At 64.1% G+C, this 19,972-nt stretch carries 16 protein-coding genes, 2 rRNA genes and 2 pseudogenes; 6 read left to right on the top strand and 14 right to left on the bottom strand.

Annotation, left to right across the window (positions count from 1 at the left end):
* The 3 genes from BCUN_RS04120 to BCUN_RS11355 all read right to left on the bottom strand — a co-directional run.
* A 16S ribosomal RNA gene (locus BCUN_RS04120) occupies nt 1–1,370 on the bottom strand; the annotation flags it as partial.
* Between the two features lie 628 nt (nt 1,371–1,998).
* On the bottom strand, nt 1,999–2,736 hold the full coding sequence (locus BCUN_RS04115) for a helix-turn-helix domain-containing protein (protein ID WP_033516970.1): 738 nt from the start codon (nt 2,734–2,736) through the stop codon (nt 1,999–2,001).
* A gap of 186 nt (nt 2,737–2,922) precedes the next feature.
* Entirely contained in the window at nt 2,923–4,107 is a 1,185-nt protein-coding gene (locus BCUN_RS11355) for an exonuclease domain-containing protein (RefSeq protein WP_051920722.1), read from the bottom strand.
* A 278-nt stretch (nt 4,108–4,385) separates the two neighbouring features.
* Between BCUN_RS11355 and BCUN_RS04100 the strand changes: the two genes are divergently transcribed.
* A complete protein-coding gene (locus BCUN_RS04100) occupies nt 4,386–4,874 on the top strand; it encodes a GNAT family N-acetyltransferase (RefSeq protein ID WP_033516988.1) in 489 nt (162 codons plus the stop codon).
* Here the strand turns inward: BCUN_RS04100 and BCUN_RS04095 are convergent.
* Nucleotides 4,871–5,410, bottom strand: a complete 540-nt coding sequence (locus tag BCUN_RS04095) for a hypothetical protein (protein WP_033516974.1) — start codon at nt 5,408–5,410, stop codon at nt 4,871–4,873. The two genes, BCUN_RS04100 and BCUN_RS04095, sit on opposite strands and share 4 nt — an antisense overlap.
* The gene (locus tag BCUN_RS04090) at nt 5,407–5,817 is read right to left on the bottom strand and encodes a hypothetical protein (protein ID WP_033516976.1); all 411 of its coding nucleotides are present in this window, start codon (nt 5,815–5,817) and stop codon (nt 5,407–5,409) included. The genes BCUN_RS04095 and BCUN_RS04090 overlap by 4 nt, the downstream gene beginning before the upstream one ends.
* A gap of 340 nt (nt 5,818–6,157) precedes the next feature.
* On the opposite strand from BCUN_RS04090, the gene BCUN_RS12200 reads away from it, so the two are divergent.
* Nucleotides 6,158–6,334: a hypothetical protein gene (locus BCUN_RS12200; protein WP_156100122.1), complete on the top strand. Its 177-nt coding sequence runs from the start codon at nt 6,158–6,160 to the stop codon at nt 6,332–6,334.
* 155 nt (nt 6,335–6,489) lie between these two features.
* On the opposite strand, the gene BCUN_RS04080 is transcribed toward BCUN_RS12200, so the two are convergent.
* From BCUN_RS04080 to BCUN_RS11350, 4 genes and pseudogenes are all read right to left on the bottom strand, one after another.
* Nucleotides 6,490–6,792, bottom strand: coding sequence for a hypothetical protein (locus BCUN_RS04080; protein WP_033516980.1), 303 nt, complete (start codon nt 6,790–6,792; stop codon nt 6,490–6,492).
* A gap of 393 nt (nt 6,793–7,185) precedes the next feature.
* Nucleotides 7,186–8,676, bottom strand: a complete 1,491-nt coding sequence (locus BCUN_RS12720; RefSeq protein ID WP_476559204.1) for a DUF3427 domain-containing protein — start codon at nt 8,674–8,676, stop codon at nt 7,186–7,188.
* Nucleotides 8,677–9,635: pseudogene (locus BCUN_RS13025) on the bottom strand (DEAD/DEAH box helicase); the annotation flags it as partial.
* A 729-nt stretch (nt 9,636–10,364) separates the two neighbouring features.
* Nucleotides 10,365–11,573, bottom strand: a complete 1,209-nt coding sequence (locus BCUN_RS11350) for an exonuclease domain-containing protein (protein ID WP_051920721.1) — start codon at nt 11,571–11,573, stop codon at nt 10,365–10,367.
* Nucleotides 11,574–12,247: 674 nt separating this feature from the next.
* Here BCUN_RS11350 and BCUN_RS12195 point away from each other — a divergent pair.
* The 4 genes and pseudogenes from BCUN_RS12195 to BCUN_RS12705 all read left to right on the top strand — a co-directional run.
* Nucleotides 12,248–12,400, top strand: a complete 153-nt coding sequence (locus BCUN_RS12195) for a hypothetical protein (RefSeq protein ID WP_156100121.1) — start codon at nt 12,248–12,250, stop codon at nt 12,398–12,400.
* A gap of 226 nt (nt 12,401–12,626) precedes the next feature.
* Complete coding sequence (locus BCUN_RS12875) at nt 12,627–13,838, top strand: Fic family protein (protein WP_274518374.1); 1,212 nt, start codon at nt 12,627–12,629, stop codon at nt 13,836–13,838.
* 347 nt (nt 13,839–14,185) lie between these two features.
* A complete protein-coding gene (locus BCUN_RS12960; RefSeq protein WP_160257644.1) occupies nt 14,186–14,761 on the top strand; it encodes an ABC transporter substrate-binding protein in 576 nt (191 codons plus the stop codon).
* A gap of 284 nt (nt 14,762–15,045) precedes the next feature.
* Nucleotides 15,046–15,249, top strand: a pseudogene (locus BCUN_RS12705) (beta-galactosidase); the annotation flags it as partial.
* Between the two features lie 111 nt (nt 15,250–15,360).
* Here BCUN_RS12705 and BCUN_RS04055 read toward each other — a convergent pair.
* From BCUN_RS04055 to rrf, 5 genes are all read right to left on the bottom strand, one after another.
* The gene (locus BCUN_RS04055; RefSeq protein ID WP_051920724.1) at nt 15,361–15,840 is read right to left on the bottom strand and encodes a (deoxy)nucleoside triphosphate pyrophosphohydrolase; all 480 of its coding nucleotides are present in this window, start codon (nt 15,838–15,840) and stop codon (nt 15,361–15,363) included.
* 168 nt (nt 15,841–16,008) lie between these two features.
* Entirely contained in the window at nt 16,009–17,640 is a 1,632-nt protein-coding gene (locus tag BCUN_RS04050; RefSeq protein ID WP_051920719.1) for an MFS transporter, read from the bottom strand.
* Nucleotides 17,641–18,009: 369 nt separating this feature from the next.
* Nucleotides 18,010–18,519, bottom strand: a complete 510-nt coding sequence (locus BCUN_RS04045; protein WP_033516982.1) for a GNAT family N-acetyltransferase — start codon at nt 18,517–18,519, stop codon at nt 18,010–18,012.
* A 1-nt stretch (nt 18,520) separates the two neighbouring features.
* A complete protein-coding gene (gene yddG / locus BCUN_RS04040; RefSeq protein WP_081895517.1) occupies nt 18,521–19,471 on the bottom strand; it encodes an aromatic amino acid DMT transporter YddG in 951 nt (316 codons plus the stop codon).
* A gap of 112 nt (nt 19,472–19,583) precedes the next feature.
* Nucleotides 19,584–19,700: ribosomal RNA gene (gene rrf, locus BCUN_RS04035) — 5S ribosomal RNA — on the bottom strand.
* Between the last annotated feature and the right edge of the window lie 272 nt (nt 19,701–19,972).

Below are 19,972 nucleotides of genomic sequence, written 5' to 3'. Positions count from 1 at the left end.
TCACCGCAGCGTTGCTGATCTGCGATTACTAGCGACTCCGCCTTCACGCAGTCGAGTTGCAGACTGCGATCCGAACTGAGACCGGTTTTCAGCGATCCGCCCCACCTCACGGTGTCGCATCGCGTTGTACCGGCCATTGTAGCATGCGTGAAGCCCTGGACGTAAGGGGCATGATGATCTGACGTCATCCCCACCTTCCTCCGAGTTAACCCCGGCGGTCCCACATGAGTTCCCACCACGACGTGCTGGCAACATGCGGCGAGGGTTGCGCTCGTTGCGGGACTTAACCCAACATCTCACGACACGAGCTGACGACGACCATGCACCACCTGTGAACCGGCCCCGAAGGGAACCCGCGTTTCCACGGGCGTCCGGCACATGTCAAGCCCAGGTAAGGTTCTTCGCGTTGCATCGAATTAATCCGCATGCTCCGCCGCTTGTGCGGGCCCCCGTCAATTTCTTTGAGTTTTAGCCTTGCGGCCGTACTCCCCAGGCGGGATGCTTAACGCGTTGGCTCCGACACGGGACCCGGAAAAAGGACCCCACATCCAGCATCCACCGTTTACGGCGTGGACTACCAGGGTATCTAATCCTGTTCGCTCCCCACGCTTTCGCTCCTCAGCGTCAGTAACGGCCCAGAGACCTGCCTTCGCCATTGGTGTTCTTCCCGATATCTACACATTCCACCGTTACACCGGGAATTCCAGTCTCCCCTACCGCACTCCAGCCCGCCCGTACCCGGCGCAGACCCACCGTTAAGCGATGGGCTTTCACACCAGACGCGACGAACCGCCTACGAGCCCTTTACGCCCAATAAATCCGGATAACGCTCGCACCCTACGTATTACCGCGGCTGCTGGCACGTAGTTAGCCGGTGCTTATTCGAACACTACACTCAACACCCCCGAAAGGATGCCTTGCTCGTGAACAAAAGCGGTTTACGACCCGAAGGCCTCCATCCCGCACGCGGCGTCGCTGCATCAGGCTTGCGCCCATTGTGCAATATTCCCCACTGCTGCCTCCCGTAGGAGTCTGGGCCGTATCTCAGTCCCAATGTGGCCGGTCGCCCTCTCAGGCCGGCTACCCGTCAAAGCCTTGGTAGGCCATCACCCCACCAACAAGCTGATAGGACGCGACCCCATCCCATGCCGCAAAAAGCCTTTCCCACAATCACATGCGATCATGTGGAACATCCGGTATTACCACCCGTTTCCAGGAGCTATCCCGGTGCATGAGGCAGGTTGGTCACGCATTACTCACCCGTTCGCCACTCTCACCAGCCAAGCAAGCTTGGCCGGATCCCGTTCGACTTGCATGTGTTAAGCACGCCGCCAGCGTTCATCCTGAGCCAGAATCGAACCCTCCACAAAAAACATGAAGAGAGCATCAACAACGACTCTCAAAAAACAATCAAGATTTATTCATAAAGGAAAATCAACGAAACACCACCGACCCCACCCCCAAAAGGAGACAGGACACGGCGATGCCCACTCAAAACCTCCCAACCCCATTCACAGCTCTCACTGACCCACACCACACAGGCACGGGCGGGATTGGACTGGCAATCAAAAAACAAACCCTCCAACAAACGCTGGAGGAAGTAGTACAGTACACGCTCTTGAGTTCTCAAACCACCACCACACACCAGGAAAGCCCGGCACCCGAAGGAACCCGACCGCCCAGCGGCAGCAAGAGAAAAACCTACACCACAACCCCAACCCACGCAACCCACACGGCGTGTCGCCAACAATACCAACACCTCCCACACCCAAACCCACACCGACCCCGACCACACGAACCATGTTTCACGGGAAACACCACAAACACCGGCAACCCAATGCCCGCTTTAAATCGAGAAACACACCCAAGACAGTGCCCGCCTTAACGAAGGAAACACACCCCGAACCGACGCCCGCTTCAATCCGGGGACAACGCCCACGTACGCGCCCGGCATGGCTTGCAAGCCATGCCGGGCGCGTACGTCTTTCATTCAGCCACTCAGTCGGCCTCGAAATGGTCGAGCCGGGATGCAATCCAACGGGCGATTTCGTAGGCGCCCTTGGCGCGGATCGTATCGCGCTCGAACTCATCGACGCCGCCGTCGCCGCCGGACGGCTGCAGGAAGTAGGACACAAGCAGATCGCCGTTGCGTAGCGTGCGCAGGGTACAGGAAGCGTCCTTGCCGATTACGGCGCCGGCCTCGTCGAGGTGCAGGCCATCGGCCCGCTGCGCCATGCGCGTGAGTTCCTGGAGGACTTGCGTGGCTGCGTCGTCGGCAGCCGTGCCATGCACCCAGCGCTCCAGCACGTCCATCGTCACGTGCAGCGCTTGCGCCAGACGTGCGGCCCGGGCCAGCGACAGCTGTCCAAGCGGTGCACGCCCGTTCTCGTACTCCGCAATCGCCGTGCGCGTCGCGCCGGCCTTCTTCGCGAGGTCATCCTGCGTGTACCCACACTCGCGACGTGCCTCGGCGAAGGTCGCCGGTTCCGGGGCGCGCACGGCCCAGTCGGCCAGGTCGAGCACGGCGCGCGTGAACTCATCGAGCGTCACGCCGACCGCGCGCGCCAAGCAAACAGCAGTGTCCAGCGGCATGGCGGCAACGCCCCTGTCCCCATGCTCGAGGTCGCGCAGTACGCCGACACCGATGCCCGTCTCCTGTTGTACTTGTTCACGCGTCACGTGGCGCGCTTCGCGCAGGTCCTTGAGTCGCGCACCGTCGTTGGCCGCATCAGTCATGGCAATCTCCCTTCCTCGGGGTCCACCCACCAGCCGTGGGCATTGCCGACACTCTAGGTCGTTTTGTACGGCAATTCAAGTCAGCGGCGGGTGGATATGGGCAGCTGGCGGCCGCAGGTTCTCGCCTTCGGAGGGTCGCCGGCGCCGACATGTTCCCTTTCCATCCATGAGAGAACCGACGATCGCTCATTCCCGATACCGCAGGAAAGCGCTGTACCCTTCCATGCCCAGGTCCACGACAGCACAACGTTGCCGGTAGTTCACCAGCTCGTACCGCTTGCCGTCGGCGTGGAAGCGGTCATAGTCGGCCTGGTCGCGGTAATAATCCACGTACAAAGCGCAGTTCAGTCTCCGGCGGCGGTACGCCTCCATGATGTCCTCCGCAACACCCCAGGCCTCCTCACGGAGGTCCTTGAGGGCGAAACGTACCGCATCGGCATATGCCCATGCGCGTTCCGAGTCGGACACGTCCATCATTTCGAAACGGAGCACCTCGGTTGCCGAACATTCGGCGGCTACGGCCATGGCTTCCACGCTCAGTCCCGCCTCCAGACGGGTTTCGCGCAATTCGGCACCAGTCACCTCGGGGCGTTCGTCGCCCGCCGTGAGGGGAGGCACGGGGCGAAGCTGCACTTCGGGCGCCCGTCGCCAACCTCCCCATCCCCGGAACGCGCGGACGGGGTGCGCATATCCTTCCGGCCTCCTCAGGGCCGGGTCCACCCAGGAAGGCGACTCGCCACTCAATGACGGAAGGAACGCGGTGTAGATATCCCCTTCCTTTTGGCGTTCCTGGACCGATATGGCATCAGCCTGGACCAGGCTGTCGGCATTCCATGCATGACACAGGTCCACCGCAATCCTGGCGATAGCTGTGGCATCCGCCACGACATCATGAGTATCCGGGCGCCGCTTGAGCACACGCAGCACCACCCGTTCCGCCGCATACAAGGTGGACTGCATGTCAACATAGGTTCCCTTGCCGCGCATGGCAGGATCCGGATACGACGTATCGAAGAAATCACGCACATCGAACACACCGTTGCAGGGTGCCCCCAAGGCCGCACGCGCCAGCTCCAGGTCAAGCACTGCCCGCACTGACTGGGGGCGCTCGAACACCGCCATGACATCATCCCCCAGGAACGTCATGAACCCGGGCCATGCCTGCGCGAAGGACGGCGCATCCTGCACGTCCTCGGCCGTGATCCTCCCGTTGGTTTTCACGTACCGCTCCATGAATTCGCCCATGCCAGGATTGATGAGCTGCCGATACGTCTCCACGATCTTGCCATCCCGTACGCGCACCGCACCGATGGCGCATATGGCATCCTTGGCGCCCAACGCTACCTGTACCGCAGTGAAATCCAACGCCATGGGCGCTCCTTCATGTCCCGGAATCCGACTTTGCCACCACCCTAGCGGCTGGTTGCCTAATGTTCCAGCAGCAACACGCAAAGATTCGCGCGCCCTGGGCGAACAAGACCCCCACGACGATAACCGCTGACGAAGCGGCCACCCTCCCTGACGCGGCAAGCACAACCAGCCACCGCGCACAATCCGAGTTGTGCGCCGCCTGGGAGCGCAGAATTTTTTCGCGGCCGAAAATGTGCGCCACCCCGGCCGACGGCCACCCGCCGACTACCATGGCCATCATGGACACCACCGATCTCACCATCCGCCGCGCCACGCAAGCCGACATCCCCGCCATCGCCGCGCTCCTCCACCAGGTCAACGACGTGCACGCCGACGGTCGCCCCGACCTCTTCGAGCACGGAGCCCGGAAATACGACGACCGGCAGCTCGCGCGGATCCTCGACGACCCCACCGGCCACCCCGTCTTCGTGGCCGAACGCGGCGGCGCGGTCACCGGCTACGCCTTCTGCCAGCGCGAGGACTTCACCGGCCCCGGCAGCAACATGACCGACCACGTGACGCTCTACATCGACGACATCTGCGTCGACGAGCGCAGCCGCGGCATGCACATCGGCACCGCGCTCTACCGACACGTGCTCGACTACGCGCGCGCCACCGGCTGCCACAACGTCACGCTCAACGCCTGGGCCTGCAACCCCGGCGCCGTGAAGTTCTACGAAAGCCTGGGCATGAGCGTCTACAAGTACGGCATGGAGCAGGTCCTCTAGCCGGCCATGGCGACACCGACGTCGCCCGACTGGACATACCGCACCGTGAACTCGTCGATGTCGTACAGCTCGGCCAGCGATTCCCAGTAGAGCGCGGCCGCTTCCCCGCTGTCCGTCGCCGGGCCGCCGTCCTGCACGATGGTGATGGTGCTGCCGTCGGCGATGCAGCGGGCAGGCGCGGGCAGGTCGTCCCGCAGCCGGTCGCACCGGGCTGCGGCCTGCCGCAGCCGCTGCGCGGTGACGGAGGACGTCACGCGCAGGGCGCCGTCGTCCGCCGCGGGCAGGCGCACCATGAGCAGGACGGCGACGCCGACGGCGAGCGCCATCGCGACGACTGCCGCGGCCATGGCCGCCCAGATCCGTCGGTAAGCGTGACCACCGTCAGTGGGGACGGCCTCGACCGGCGGGATGCCGTGCAGGGTGGGAGTGTCGTCGATGTCGGACAGCCGCGGCACGGCCGTCGGCACGTGCCGGGCGTTCCCCCAGTCGGCGGTTTCGTGACCGAGGATCCGCCGGCCGCAGACAAGCGCGGTCATGACGCACCCGCGGCGGCATGGACCATGGTCAGGGTGAAGGTGCCGTCGTCGCTGACGCAACCGCCGTAGGCGGCGCCGTCCAGCGCGATCGACGGCCGCCCGTCGAGCCGTCCCAGGCTGAAGTACTGGTCGGCAGCGCTACCGATGGTTGCCTTGAGTTGGTAGTCGCCGTCAGCCAGTCCGTAGAATTCGACGACGCCCCGGCCGCTGCCTACGGCGATGGTGTGCCAAGTGCCGCCTTCGCGCCGCAGGAGCCTGTAGCCGGCGCTGCCCAGTTCGTGGCCGGCGACATCGACGGACCGCACGACCACCGTGTGGCCGATGGCGTCGTCGGCCAGGGCCACGCGCACGCCGACGGTGCACGCAAGTACGGAGGCAGCGAGGTCACGGATGGAGCTTTTCGTCATGGCGCCTTCTCCCGATCGGCCCGGGACGGCGACCTGCCGCCCCGCTGTTGCCTCACAGGTTAGGTGGCGCGTGGTGGCCGCGCACTCCCCCGGCGGGACGATTCCACAGCGGGGCATCATCCCCGGGAATGAGGTCGGTTTTGCGATCGACAGCGATATTTTCGAATCATCCGCTATGATGGGGAGCGCAATCCACGGTTCGTGGAGCGAACACCCATGGTTTCCCAGTTCATCGGCTGACGATGACGTATATGCAGCAACCGGCGTCGGGGCTGACCGGCGTCGATGTTGCGGACCATGTTCACGTGATGCACTGAAACAGACAAAAAGGACACGATAGATGAGCACAGCTGCAGCCCTACGCAACGCACTGTTCAGCAACCCAGGTGACGTGTATGACGTCGACTCCGAGGAGGGGCGCCGCCAGGTCCCTGATTCCCACCAGCACGGCCAGCGACAGAGCCACCAGTCGCAGCACCGCAAGGGCGGCCAGCAGCGCGGACAGCGCCGCCACTGAACGGTTGGGCGGCTGCGTCGTGGGGAATGCGGCCGCCGAATGACGATCGGGGGTGCCCTCGTGGTGGAGGGCACCCCCGATCGTCGTTTCGTTGTCGGCGGTTCGCCAGAGGGCGTCCGATGCGTTCCACGTCCAGGCTGCCTGCGGGAGGCGGATCACTGGACGTCGTCGAGCTGGACGACGGTGACGTTGGCGGGATCCTGGAGTTCGTCGATGCCGTAGTCGGTGTGATCAAGGCCGACGACGACGCCCAGGGCCATCATCAGGACGGCGAGGGTGGCGGCGAATGCCATCACCATCCCCTTGCCGTGCCTGCGGAACGCCACGCTGTCGATGAATGCGGGGCGTTGCACGCCGGTCAGCGCGACTGGCGGCATGGCGGACTGTTGTTGGTTGTGCTGCTGCCTCTGCGGCCTCCCGTTGCCGGTGTTCCCCAGAGGATCGTGGTTGGTCTTCATTGACCTCACCTTCTTCCCTTATCCGTGGTGCCATTCTAGCGGTGCGAGGGGTGGTTCGGCCGGGATTATGCAGGATGTGGGCATGATGTCGGGGGCCTTTGGGCTTATGAGGTGTGGGTTAAGTGCGGGAGGGGCGGATAGAGGGCCCGAAAAGGGCGGAATGGCAAGGGGTGTACTGGGAGGTGCCGGCTTAACCCACCCCTCATAAGCACCGAGGGGGTATCGGAGGCGAAAGATTCACGTGGCAGGGCACCCACGTCGAGGAATTGTTCATTTTTTGAACAAAATCTAGGACGCGGGCGAGCCGCCGGCCCGCCCGCGTCCTAGATTTTGTTCAAAAAATGAACAATTCCTCGGCAGAACGGATACGGGACCGGTACCGTACCAACGCGGTCAGGACTCACGTCCCGTCAGGTGGCGGAAAAGTTCACGGTCGATGGCCTGGTCCAGGCGCAGGTCCGTGCGGGTGACCTTGATGCTCTTGCCGTGGTCGTCGGGGCGTTCCACCAACTGCGGCGTGGAGAAGTCGACCACATGACCCACGTAGTAGTACTTGGCGGAGTCTGATTCCTCGCGGCGCATCACGAACAGGGGAACGAAATGCCCGTCGCACCATGCGTCGCTGCCTACCGTGCCGTCGGCGCGTGATTCCAGCCATGCGAATTCCGGGGAGTCGGGGGTCCTGCCGTTCTTGCTGTACCACAGCAATTCGCGCTCGTTGAGGAAACGGTCGGCGTACTGGCTGGCCGCGTATTTGACGAAGATCGGCATGGTGCCGGTGGCGTCGTCGCGCTTGTAGCCGCCGACGTTCTGGCCATTCACCTGGCCATGCCATCCCAACAGGCGCTCCACTTCGGCCAGCTTGTATTTATGCCCGTAGACCAGGCCCCGGTCGGCTTCCTGCGAGCGTCCGGTCAGTTCCCATTCGTGCAGGAGGTCCGTGCACATGAGCAGGCCGGTGGCCACGCAGTCACCGAGGAACATGCGGAAGGAGGCGTTGCGTTCCAACCGGTCGCGGAATTCCCCATCCAGACCGATCCGGGCATCGTCGTCGGTCCCCATCACCCGGATCAGCGGCATGGCGCCGTACCGGGCGTGCGTGGTCGAATCGAAATAGGTGTAATCGAGTACCCGCAGTGCCGATTCGAATTGTTCTTCGGTAAGGTATGCCTCGGGGAAGCGTCGGGCGATCGCCTCCTGCAGTTCCTCGGCAGTGCGTGCGTCCCGCGTGTGGACCGTGCCCTCGGAGAACCCGCACAGTTCGTCCAGGATGACGAGTTCCTGCGGACGCAATCCGGGCAGCAGGATCTCGGTCGCCATCTTGAGGACGCTGTTGCCGCGCTCGTCGATCGGTTCCAGGCTTTCGAGCATGGAGGGGATGATGCGGTAATCCTTGGCCTTTCCCATCTTCTGTTCCATCGTGTGCACGAAGGCATAGTAGGTGCCGCCGAGCCGGTCCTGCGACGTCGCCTTCTTCGAGGAGGACGCCCGTTTCGCCGTGGCCATGGTGAGTACCAGCGACGGGTCGTGCATGTGCACATCGCACAGCATCGGGATGCGTCCCAGTTCATAACGCAGGTTGGCGTATTGCACGCCGAGCCGACGCATGTCCGACCATTGCGCACGGTCAAGGGATGCAAGGACGCGTTCGCGCGCAATGCGGTCGAAGCTGACGGAAGACAGGCCGATCGATTCACGCTGCAGGTTCTTGCGCGCGGTGTCGCCGTCGCCCACGTTGCCGTACAAGGCGACCGGTATCAGCCAGTTGTTGGCGTAGTTGGCAATGAAATCGATGACGGTCACGCAGGTCTTGCCCGGTGCCTTGCGCAGGCCGCGGCCCAGCTGCTGGGTGAATACGATGCTCGACTGGGTGTTGCGCAGCATCACGATCTGGTTCACCGCGGGGATGTCGATGCCTTCGTTGAAGAGGTCGACGGTGAACAGGTAGTCCAGGTCGCCGCGTTCCAGGGCGTCGATGGCGTCCTCACGTTCCGGGCGCGGCGTCTTGCCGCTCACCGCCCTGGTGCGGTACAGCCGCTCGGCCTGCTGGTTGACGTGCCGGTTGAACAGGTCGCTCAGCTGCCGTGCCTCGGCGGTCCGCGAACAGAACACGATGCCCTTCACCGGCAGGTCGTAGGAGCCGTACTTGAGCAGCATGTCGATCATGTAGCGCACGCGCTCCTCGCTGGCCAGCTGGCCGATCTCGAAGACGAGCTGGCCGTCCTTCGCCTGTTCGCCGTCGCCCACGACGATGCGCGCATCCCCGGTCCCGAGGTATTCGGTGACGCCGTAGTAGTGGAAGGGGCAGAGCATGTCCGCGTCCATCGCCTGCTGCAGCCGGATCTCGTAGGCCACGTTGTAGTCGAACAGTTCGAAGATGTTGATGCCGTCGGTACGTTCCGGCGTGGCAGTCATGCCCAGCATGAAGCCGACGCCGTCGAACCAGTCGATGACCTCGCGGTAGCGGGCGGCGCCGGCATGGTGGACTTCGTCGACGAGCACGTAGTCGAAATCCGTGGGGTCCAGGTCGTGCAGCACACGCGACCCGTTCGCACACAAGGTGTCGATGGTGGCGATACGAAGCGCGCGTCGGTCTCCTTGCTCGCGCCGGTCACCAGGCCGAAGTCGCGTTCGTCGCCGCCGAGCACGCGCAGGTAGGAGGCGCGGGCGGCCTTGAGGATCTCCGTGCGGTTCGCCACGTAGAGCATCCGCCGCGGGTTCAGCGCGCGTACGTCCAGCGCGGACAGGATGGTCTTGCCGGTGCCCGTCGCGGAGATGACGATCGCCTTGCGCGCCCCCCGTGCACGGAGCTTGGCGAGGTTCGCGAGTGCCTCGTCCTGCATCGCGTTCGGCGCGATCTGCCGCGGCTGTGCCTGCACGGCTTGCCGCGGTGCGCACTCGAACTGTTGCTCGTACTGCACGATCCAGTCGTCGGTCAGTTCCACGGACTCGCGCAGCTGCGTGCCGAGTTCCGTGCGGACCTGTCCGAGCAGTTCGGAGCCGTCGGTGGCGGCGACGCGCAGGTTCCACTCACGCTGGCTGCCGAGCGCACTGCAGGTGAGGTTGGAACTGCCCACGTACAGGTTCGCGACGTCGTCGTGCGTGAACAGGTAGCCCTTGGGGTGGAAGTCGGTGCCTGAGTCCTGCCAGACGCGCACGTCGACGTCGGCGTACTCCTGCAGCTTGCGCAATTCGCGGAACGCTGCCGGCGAGTTGAAGTCGTTCTTCGTGGAGGTGATGATGGTGCCGCCGTCGGCGTCGAGGAACGACTGGTACATGCCCTTGAGCGCGTTCTCGCTGACGAAGGCGACGGACATGGCGAAGTCGTCGCAGTCGCGCAGTTCGCCGCGCAGCGCGTCGCCCATGGTGGAACCGCGCCGGTTGGAGATGAGGCGCGGCGTGTAGGTGCCGGGGGCGTCGTCGTCTGCGCGGATCAGGCCGGAGGTGATGTCGGTGAGCATCGCCTCCTCGAGTTCGCTGGTTTCGTCGTGCTGCATGCGCGCTTCCCTTCTCCCGCCGATCGGTTGGATCCAGGATAGCGCGGGATCTGCCGACGGATCGGCAGCTGCAGGTCAGTCGGAGTAGTGCAGCACGACGTACACACCGTTCGGACGGGACATCAGTTCCCGCTGGACCGTGCGCATGACGTAGTTGCCCAGCTCGTAAGGATAGCCCGCTTCGTAGGGATGCATGCGGTCGTAGCTTTCCTGGTCGGCATAGTAGGGCAACGGCAACGCGGGACCTTCGCCACTCTTGGTGTCGCCAACGACCTTTTCCAAGGTGTCGATGAGCACGGAGATGCGCATGGAGGCTCCTTCCATGTACGCGCGCATGTCAGATGCATAATCGGACAGCGTGCCATCGAGGTCCATCAGGCCACGGTGGAGTTCCAGTTCACGGATTTGCTCCACCGGGCATCCCGTAAGTTGGGACGCGCGCTCGAGGCTGAGGCCGAGTTCCTCGCGCACGGCACGGATCTGCACGCCGAGGCCCGCTGCGTCGAGTTCGCGTTGGAGGTTGACGGGGATGTTATCCTCGGCAGCGTCCACGGGATCGTCATCCCGGAAGAACCCGTGGTCCCGAGTCCAGCCGAATTCCTTCTCAAAACGGGCATCGAACAGTTCCCGGTTACGCTGGGCCGCATACTCCGGCATGTCGTCGGTGTAGGTCCCCTGGCATGCCGGTTCGGCCTCGGGATCCCGTTCGAGCATGGTCTTGTCGCCTTCGATCAGGCTGTCGGCACCAAGTTCATGGAGGATTTGCACGGTGATCCGCGCAATCAACGCCGCGTCCGCACAGGAGTTGTTCTGGTCTTTGCGCTTCTTCTCGTCGAGCACGACGCGCATGGCGCTGGTCAAGCCCGTCTTCTTGTCAATGTCCGGACGTTGCCAGTCGAGTCTGCGCGGCACGCCGTAGATGAAGAACAACGCACAGTCGAACCACAGGCTGTCCGGCATCTCGTCCTCCATACGGTGATCGAACAATGCCGAACCCGCTAGTTCCAGCATGTCGGTCGGGATGTTGTAGGAGACGAGCTCGTCCTCGCCGATGAACTTGAGGAACCCGGGCCACGCTTCCTTGAACGTGGGCGCGTCGCGGACCATGTCCGTGGTGACGTGGCCGTTGCGGCTGTATTCGTACTTGCTGATCTCCTTGTCGCCCGGGTTGACGAGCTGGTAGTAGGTGTCCACGATCTGTCCGTCGCGTACGCGTGCCGCGCCGATCGAGCAGATGCTGCCGCCGCCGGTGGCGAAGTCGATTGCCGTGAAGTCAAGTGCCATGGTGTTTTCCGCGTTCCTTTCGCAGTGTCGGCAGACAGCCTGCACACGACCATGCAGCCGCCGTGCCGATTCCTGTCTCCGACAGTAGTGGAACATCGGCCATTCGGCATGTTCGCCACGCGCACCACGACACAATCGCGGCAAGTGGCGGGTTGGACGGCATGTCCGAGGCCCGAGCTGCGCCGTCACTGGCCGATTCATCGACGGCACGGCCTTGCATCTGCGCTTCAAGTCGCGCTATCTGCCTTAAGTGCGTGTTTTCGGCCTGTCCCGGACCTCTATCTGGCTTAAGTGCGAGTCGAGGAAGGTAGCGTCAATTATTCATAACAAGTTTTCTGCATTATTTCGCAACTTTACGTATTGTTCATGCCTTTATAGTGCCTACAGCGACGGCATGGTCGAGATGCCGACTCGCACTTAAGCCAGATAGAGGTCCGGGACAGGCCGAAAACACGCACTTAAGGCAGATAGCGACGGACGAGATCGCGTACAGCACCGTATGCGGCAACCATCAGGGCATGTACGGCAGTCACTCAGGCGGCGCATGCCCAGCACATTGCGCCGCGACACGCAAGCGCGCTCTGTCATCCGCGAACGACACACCGTTCGTCAGCGGATTCCAAGGAATGCAATGCACCATGGAGTTGTTGGGAACATGGAGAAAGGAGCAGTCCGTGAAACCCAAGAAACAGCAAGCAGCGCCGAAGCCGGTCGCCAAGGTGGACGCCGTTGTCTACCGCAGCATCCTGCTGCCCTACAATCCGTTGCGCGCATGGAGCCGCAACGGCAAGCGCCGTTTGCAACGTGTCGCCAGCGCCACGGCCTGAGCGACAATCACCCACACCCTTCGCACCGCCCGGGCATGGCCGCCCGGACGCTCCACCGGCACGGCGGGGTGATGGCCATGCTTCATGGCCTTCACCCCGCCGTCGTCATATGGCCGACACCATGAATGGCCCGTTATCTGTTGCTACGATGTTCCTTAGCGACAGATAATTGATTATCTGTCGCTAAGGAACATCGTAGCAACAGATAACCGAGAGGATGTGACGCATGTGCCAGTGGAAGATCCCCGCCATGGGACTGGAAACACACACGTGGATCATTCCCGAGGGAAGCGGGGTCTCCCGTAGCCGGCGTTCGCGAGGCAACGGCCCATACCAATCCGCCGTCCCCATCCGGCTGTCCGGACTGGACGTCGACATCCCCGGCGAACTCGCCGCCCAGGTGGAGGAAGCCACCAAGGCACTGCGTGCCTTTGACGACTACGCCATGTTCCGGCTGGGGGACCAAGTACAGACCCTGGGGCCCATGAGTGCCGTACTGATGCGCACCGAGGCGACGTCTTCCTCACAGATCGAGCATCTCACCGTGGACGCGAAGAACCTGGCATTGGAGATGATCCACGAGAGCAACAGCGAAAATGCCGCCGTAGTGGTCGGCAACGTACGGGCCATGGAATCGTCCCTCCAGCTGGCCGAACACCTCAGCAAGGAGAACCTGCTGGCCATGCACCGGGCGCTGCTGTCCGCGCAACGCGGCTTCGAACAGTATGCAGGACGACTGCGTGACGAAGTGATCTGGGTGGGGACGGATTCGCATTCACCCCGGGGTGCCTCTTTCGTCGGCCCGCAGCCCGAACTCATCGACGCCTCACTTGACGACCTCATCGCCTTCCTCCAGCGCGACGATCTTCCCGCACTCGTGCAGTGCGCACTGGCCCATGCCCAGTTCGAGACGATCCATCCTTTCGTGGACGGCAACGGACGCACCGGCCGCGCGCTCATCCACGCAATACTGCGCAACAAAGGCATCACCACACACATGGCCCCGCCGGTTTCCGCGGGACTGCTGCGGCAGACCGAACGCTATTTCGACACCTTGACCGCGTTCCGCGCCGGCGACGCCGCTCCCCTGGTATCGCTCTTCGCCGAGGTCGGCCTGTTCGCCGCACGGAGCGGCACGGCACTCATCGATGACCTCGACGACCAGCTCATGCAGATCCGCCAATCGCTCAGCGGCGTACGCAAGGATGCGGCCGTGTGGAAGGTCATCCCTCACCTCATCGCCCAGCCGATCCTCAACACCAGGTACCTGCAGGACGAGGTCGCCCTGAGCAAGCCGCAGGCGGAACGCGCGCTGCGCACCCTGGCGGAACACGGCGCCATCACGGCCCGCAACAGCGCGAAGCGGAACGTGGTCTGGGAACAGCGGGACATCCTGGACGTGCTGGACGGATACGCCGAGTCCTTGCGCAGGCGGTGAAGCCGGGCACCCGGCACCCGCGCTCAGGACCTCGGCACGTTCACCGGCCCCGTCACCGTGCAGACACCGGCGACCATCATGCCCAACCAAGGGAAACCCGATTTTGCCAGTTTGGCATACCGATGCATCACCACGGTAGGCACACAGTTGTACCACCACGTACGAAAGGGCCACTACCATGCCAACCCGTCAACTCACCCCGTATCCTGGCATCCACGGCGGCACTCGCGACCATCCTCACCGCCGCCGCATGCTCAGGCAGCAACAACGCCGGCACCGACCAAAACGCCGCAGGCGACGCGGACCATGCGGAGCTCCTCTTCTGGGAATGGGACTCCGGCAACACGATGACGGACCTCATCGCCGACTTCGAGAAGGACAACCCCGGCATCACCGTCAAGTTCAGCTCCACCGGCACCGCCTCGGACACGCAGACAGCGCTGTCCAACGCGGTGGCGGCCGGCAACGGCGCGCCGGACGTCGTCATGCTGGAGGATCCCACGGTCACGCAGTTCGCCGTCACCGGCGACCTGGTGGACCTCACGGCCTTCGGCGCCGAGAAGGAGGCGGACAAGTTCGTCTCCAGCCCCTGGAACAAGCTGCAAATGGACGGCAAGCCCTACGCGATGCCCATCGACTCGGGCCCCGAGATGTTCTTCTACAACAAGGCCGTCTTCGACAAGGCAGGCGTGGACTGCGCGAGCATCAGGACCTGGGACGACTCTACGAGGCGGCGAAGAAGATCCGGACCACCGGTTCCTACATCGCCAACAACTCCGGCAGCGCCATGGAGTTCCGGCCCTTCACCGCACAGGCCTGGCAGGTGGGCGCGCACCCATGGAAGGTCGACGGCGGCTCGGCCCTCGCCATTACCGCGCAGTCCAGGCAGCAGACCGCGGCCTACAAGTTCATCGAGTACCTGACCCTCGGCAAGGGCGCGGTCACCATGGCGGACACCGGCACCTTCCCCAGCCTGAAGTCCATTCTGGAGGACCCGCCCTTCGTCGATCCCGACACCGAGTCGAACCGCAAGGTCAACGCCTTCTTCGGCGGCCAGAACGTCAACGAGGTCTTCGTCGAGGCCGCCCAGCGCCCCGTGAAGGCCTTCCAGTACCTGCCCTGCAACGCCTTCGCGCAGTCCAAGTTCGGCGACGACATCTCCCCCGCCTACGCCAAGGACAAGACGCTGGAGGAAGGCTTCCGCGACTACGGCCACGCCGTCGACCCCGGCTCCCGCCAGTCCCGGAGCCCGTCGAGCCCAGTGTTCCGCCGTTTCGCGCTCGAACTGTGCCGCAGGCTGGCCGAGCGGTACGCGGATAACCCGACGGCGACCGCCTGGCACGTGGGCAACGAATACGGCTGGAACAACCGGCATGACTACTCCGACGATGCACTGCTCGAAATCCGCTCGCGGGTAATTGCACGCGCCACCATGCGAGGGTGACACGCGCCACGGCCCCGTCATGACTGCCGTGAACCGGGGGTGGGCGTCAAGCCGGTCAGGGGAAGGAACGCGACGGTGTCATAGGAAGACAAGGCCATACCGGGTCCGCACTTCACCGTGCACGGAGGCCTGCCACTCCCCTGCGAACTGCATCCTCGAGATCGCACGGACCGCGTCACGGTCCACCGGCGCCCAATTCAGCGCAGGCATGCGTTCCGGTCTCACCCATTTCAGTTGCGCATGCTCGCTGCGCCGGGGATGGTCCGCACGCATCCTGCAGAGGAACACGGCCAATTCCACGCGCCCGAAATCGTACAGGTATCCCGCCGTGCACACTTCGTCTCCCACCAGCACGTCGCAGCCGAGCTCCTCGTGAATCTCGCGGCGCAGGGCGCGCCGGGGAGTCTCGCCGTCCTCGATCTTGCCGCCGGGAAACTCCCAGTAGCCGGCGAGCGACTTGCCCTGTCCGCGTTGCACGCACAGCACCTGCCCCTCCGCATTGACGATGGCCGCGCCCACCACACGGATGGACTTGACGGAACGGACGGAATCTGCCATGGCACCTACCTCCTGGTCGGACTGGTCGGACACTGCAGCGCCGTGCATGTACGGGCCCTGCAGACACGCACACCCTAACGCAAAGGCGCCCCTGCCTCCGCCACGCTCACCCCGCAGGGGAAGTCCGCGACGGAAACAGGGGCGCCCTGTTTCACATGAAACACCGCATCACTGCATGGCTGCCACCTTGGCACGCGCCTCGCGACGACGCACCATGAAGGCGTGCAGGTTGCTCGCCACCGCGCACAGCAGCACGACGAGCAGCACGACCATGCCCCACTTGCCGCCGCTCTGTGTGGCGACCGCGTAGGCGGCAGTGCCCTGCTCGTGGCCGGACTGGGCGATCACCAGGCACACGGACATCACGGTGGTGCCGACGGCGCCTGCGAGCTGCTGGAAGGTGGAGAACATGGCGTTGCCGTCGGGCTGCACCTCAGGGCGGATGACGCTCATGCCGGCGGTCATCGTGTCCGGGTAGGCCATGGAGAAGCCGGCCATGTAGGCGATGTAGCCGATGCAGATCATCCACACGGTCGCGGACGGGTGCACCAGGAGGATCATCAGCAGGATGCCGACGACGGCCAGTACCATCGTGCCCATGATCGGCTTGAAGGCGCCGAAGCGGTCGAGCAGGGCGCCGCCGACCGGCGCGAGGATCGCGCCGAGCAAGGCGCCCGGCAGGATCAGCAGGCCGGCGGTGGCCGGCGAGGCGCCGAAGCCTAGCTGGGACAGGTTCGGGATGAGGTATCCGAAACCGATGGTCACGCCCTCGAGCATGACGTAGGCCAGCAGGTGCCAGCGGAACGGCACGTTACGCAGGATGCCCATGCGGATGAGCGGATCGCGCGACTTCCGGCACAGCGCGGCGAACCACACGAGGGCGATGACCGCCACCACGAGCAGCACGACGGCCATGAGCCACTTGCCGCCCGCTCCCTCGGTCGCGGCCACGGCGGCACCGAACTGGTCGAGCGCGAACACGAAAGCCACGAAGCCGACGAGCAGCAGCAGGAGCTGCACGAAGTTGAACTTGGCATGGGCGGTCGGGCGAGGCTGGCGGATGGTGAAGAAGCCCATGAAGAAGGCGATCACCAGGAAGATGGTCAGCAGGGCGAACATGGTGCGCCAGCCGATCGACTCGCAGGCCACGCCGCCGACGGTGGGGCCGAGTGCGGGGGCGATGGCGCACACCATGTTGCCCACGCCCATGAGCAGTCCGAGGCGGGAGCGCGGCGACTGTTCGAGGATGATGTTGAACATGAGCGGCAGGGAGATGCCGGTGCCGATGCCCTGCAGCACGCGCGCGGCCATGAGCAGCCAGAAGTTCGGGGTGGCTGCCGCGATCAGCAGGCCCGCCACGCACAGCACGACCGCCACCACGAAGCAGGACTTGATGGTGAAGCGCCGGTTGAGGTAGCTCGACAGCGGCGTGACGAGGGACACGGTGAGCAGGTAGCCCGTGGTGAGCCACTGCACGGTGGCCGCGTCCACGGAGAACTCCTCCATGATCGTCGGGAAGAGCACGTTCGTCATGGTCTCCGTGAGGATGCCGATGAACGCCATGATGCCCGTGGCGATGACCGCGCACAGCAGCTTCCCGCTGATCTTCTCGCCAGGGTGGTCGTGATAGTTGTCCGACGTGGGGTTGCCCGGGTCGTCGGGGTCGCTTTCATAGTCAGTGTCGTCGTTGATCGGCCCATCGCCGAAATCGGGGACCTCGGCCATCACGGCCTGGTCGATGACGATCTCCTCCTCGGTGGAGTTGTCGTCGTGATGCTCTGCGGAGACGCGTTTGGGCATAAAAGTCGGCTGTTCCCAGCACACCTTTCTTGGCCCGGGGCGATTTCGGCACACTCCGCGTTGCCGGGCGCTACGGAAGGGCACGCCGCTTGCGATGGCTTGCGGCACAAAGAAGCGAGGCACGGCAGCCTCGCATACGCCGAAGATTATACGACCCGGGCCAAGACGAATATGCACCATACCGGACCACTATGTGGGGGCGCAATATGCCCATCATGCGTTGAGAGATATCAAAATTCGCCCCATCGCCATCTATGACATGTGGAAAACCTTGATATTCCGCCATTGTTGCGGCACCCTATGTGCCGATATACCGAAAATTGATATCTCTCAACGACATATGGCCCGCACCAGGCGTCCCGCCACCCCTTACAGGTCGATCCAGAAGCGCTTGACGGTCTCGTCGCCGTCCTTGACCGTGTTTTCCAGCTGGCCGCCATTGTCCAGGATTGTCCGCTCACTGCCCACGTTGCCGTCGTGGCAGGTCACCAGCAGCCGCCCGATGCCGATTGCACGGGCCTCGTCCTTGGCGGCGGCCAGCATCGCCTTGGCGTACCCACGCCGTCGGTACGTGGGCAGCACGCTGTAGCCGATATGCCCGCCGACACGCAGCAGGTAGTCGCTGAGCTCATGGCGCAGGTCCAGGAAGCCGACGACGGTGCCGTCGGGCAGCGTGGCCAGCCAGGTCGTGGACGGCACGTAGCCGTCGCCGTAGTCGCGGCGTCCATGCCCCTCGAAGTCGAGCCAGTCGCGGTAGGTGGCGCAGCCAAGGAGGCCGGCGGTGCCGTCGTCGGCGCCATCGGCCAGCAGTGACTCACGGGCGGCCATGACCTGACCCTCGTGGTCGTGCTGCGGCAGCGTGAGCGTAATCGTCGTCATGTCAGACTCCATCCGTGGCGGCGACGGCCTCGGCTTCGTTGAGCCGGGATCCGCGGTCCATCGCAGCATAGCAGCACAGCGAGCCAAGGACCAGCAGCACCGCCCCCGTCCAGAACGTCGCCGAGGGCATCGTGCGCAGCAGGATCGACGTCGCCAGGGTCGAGAGTATGGGCGAGGCGTAACTGAGCGTGGAGAGTGCCTTCAGGTCGCCGTAGGTGATGGCGTAGTTCCACAGTGCGTAGCCGGCGGTCAGCGACACGGTGCCGCCGACCAGCGGCAGGATGCCGGCGGCCAGCTGGGTCGCCGTCGGCATCGGCTCACCCTGCGCGAGTTCGATCAGCCAGGTGACCCACAGGACGGCGGCGATGGCGACGAAGAAATAGGCGACGGCGTTCTTCGACGCACCCCAACGTGGCGTGAGCGTACTGTAGACGGCCCACATGAGCGACGCGGCGGTCGCCAGTACGTACGGCAGCGGGTTGGCGACCGCGCCGGCGAACGGCGTGCCGTTGCCGAAGATCTGCCTGCCGCCGACGGCCAGGAGGATGCCGACTGCGGCGACGGCGACGCCGGGGATGAGGCGAAGGAAGGTGGACGTGCGGTGGCGGCGCATGGTGACGACGCAGAGTATGGCCAGCAGGATGGGCCAGAGGTAGTTGAGCATGGAGATTTCCAGGGTCTGCGTCTGGGAGCGTGTGTGGCCGACTGCCATCGACATGCAGATCTCATAGCCGACGAACAGCGCGCCGCAGGTCAGCAGGTAGCGGGGCGGAATGGCGCGCAGCGGATCCGGGCGATAGACGAGGAAGAGTCCCAGGGCGCCCAGCGTATACACGAGCGCAGCGCCTAGAATCGAGCCGTAGGCGGCCAAAGTGAGCTTGAGCAGTCCGAAGGTCAGGCTCCAGCAAAGAAGCGCGGCAATGCCGCAAAAGAATGGACGACGGGAGTGCATGTCAAGCCATGGTACGCGGCGTAGCGGAGAATCCCTGCGGGGCACTTCCCTACACGAGGGGGAAAATAAAAGGAGGGGGTGTCCCGCAACGGGACACCCCCTCGAAAGAAGAAAGCGGCAGCGTGCTACTCTCCCGCACCCTACCAGGTGCAGTACCATCGCCGTGCCAGGGCTTAGCTACCGGGTTCGGAATGGGACCGGGCGTCTCCCCTGGGCCAAGGCCACCGCAAAACCAACAAAGACCCGACACACACCCCACACACAGGGGACGCATCCCGGCAGTCTTGCACAGGAAACCAACTATACGTAGCGGTCAGGGAACCGGACAGCGGACGCGACAACAAGCCCATGACTATGCTTGCTCATCTCAGTGACCCGACGACCCATGTGCCATCCCCGCCCGCCCCGGAAATGCCCGCAGCGCCAGACAAAGCAACCAAAAGGGTCGTCTTCGGCCATTAGTACCGGTCAGCTCCACCCCTCACAGGGCTTCCACACCGG

Origin of the sequence: Bifidobacterium cuniculi (assembly GCF_000741575.1) — a bacterium.
GTDB lineage: Bacteria > Actinomycetota > Actinomycetes > Actinomycetales > Bifidobacteriaceae > Bifidobacterium > Bifidobacterium cuniculi.
The sequence above is the reverse complement of the archived record's forward strand: the minus strand, read 5'-3'. Positions and strand labels throughout refer to the sequence as shown.

What these genes read in the sequence shown, in the direction of transcription:
- yddG (WP_081895517.1), bottom strand. Translation starts at nt 19,471, where the DNA reads ATGCACTCCCGTCGTCCATTCTTTTGCGGCATTGCCGCGCTTCTTTGC.
- BCUN_RS11355 (WP_051920722.1), bottom strand. Translation starts at nt 4,107, where the DNA reads ATGGCGTTGGATTTCACTGCGGTACAGGTAGCGTTGGGCGCCAAGGAT.
- BCUN_RS12200 (WP_156100122.1), top strand. Translation starts at nt 6,158, where the DNA reads ATGAGCACAGCTGCAGCCCTACGCAACGCACTGTTCAGCAACCCAGGT.
- BCUN_RS04045 (WP_033516982.1), bottom strand. Translation starts at nt 18,519, where the DNA reads ATGACGACGATTACGCTCACGCTGCCGCAGCACGACCACGAGGGTCAG.
- BCUN_RS11350 (WP_051920721.1), bottom strand. Translation starts at nt 11,573, where the DNA reads ATGGCACTTGACTTCACGGCAATCGACTTCGCCACCGGCGGCGGCAGC.
- BCUN_RS04055 (WP_051920724.1), bottom strand. Translation starts at nt 15,840, where the DNA reads ATGGCAGATTCCGTCCGTTCCGTCAAGTCCATCCGTGTGGTGGGCGCG.
- BCUN_RS04080 (WP_033516980.1), bottom strand. Translation starts at nt 6,792, where the DNA reads ATGAAGACCAACCACGATCCTCTGGGGAACACCGGCAACGGGAGGCCG.
- BCUN_RS12720 (WP_476559204.1), bottom strand. Translation starts at nt 8,676, where the DNA reads ATGCTGCGCAACACCCAGTCGAGCATCGTATTCACCCAGCAGCTGGGC.
- BCUN_RS04100 (WP_033516988.1), top strand. Translation starts at nt 4,386, where the DNA reads ATGGACACCACCGATCTCACCATCCGCCGCGCCACGCAAGCCGACATC.
- BCUN_RS04095 (WP_033516974.1), bottom strand. Translation starts at nt 5,410, where the DNA reads ATGACCGCGCTTGTCTGCGGCCGGCGGATCCTCGGTCACGAAACCGCC.
- BCUN_RS04115 (WP_033516970.1), bottom strand. Translation starts at nt 2,736, where the DNA reads ATGACTGATGCGGCCAACGACGGTGCGCGACTCAAGGACCTGCGCGAA.
- BCUN_RS12875 (WP_274518374.1), top strand. Translation starts at nt 12,627, where the DNA reads ATGTGCCAGTGGAAGATCCCCGCCATGGGACTGGAAACACACACGTGG.
- BCUN_RS04090 (WP_033516976.1), bottom strand. Translation starts at nt 5,817, where the DNA reads ATGACGAAAAGCTCCATCCGTGACCTCGCTGCCTCCGTACTTGCGTGC.
- BCUN_RS04050 (WP_051920719.1), bottom strand. Translation starts at nt 17,640, where the DNA reads ATGCCCAAACGCGTCTCCGCAGAGCATCACGACGACAACTCCACCGAG.
- BCUN_RS12960 (WP_160257644.1), top strand. Translation starts at nt 14,186, where the DNA reads ATGACGGACCTCATCGCCGACTTCGAGAAGGACAACCCCGGCATCACC.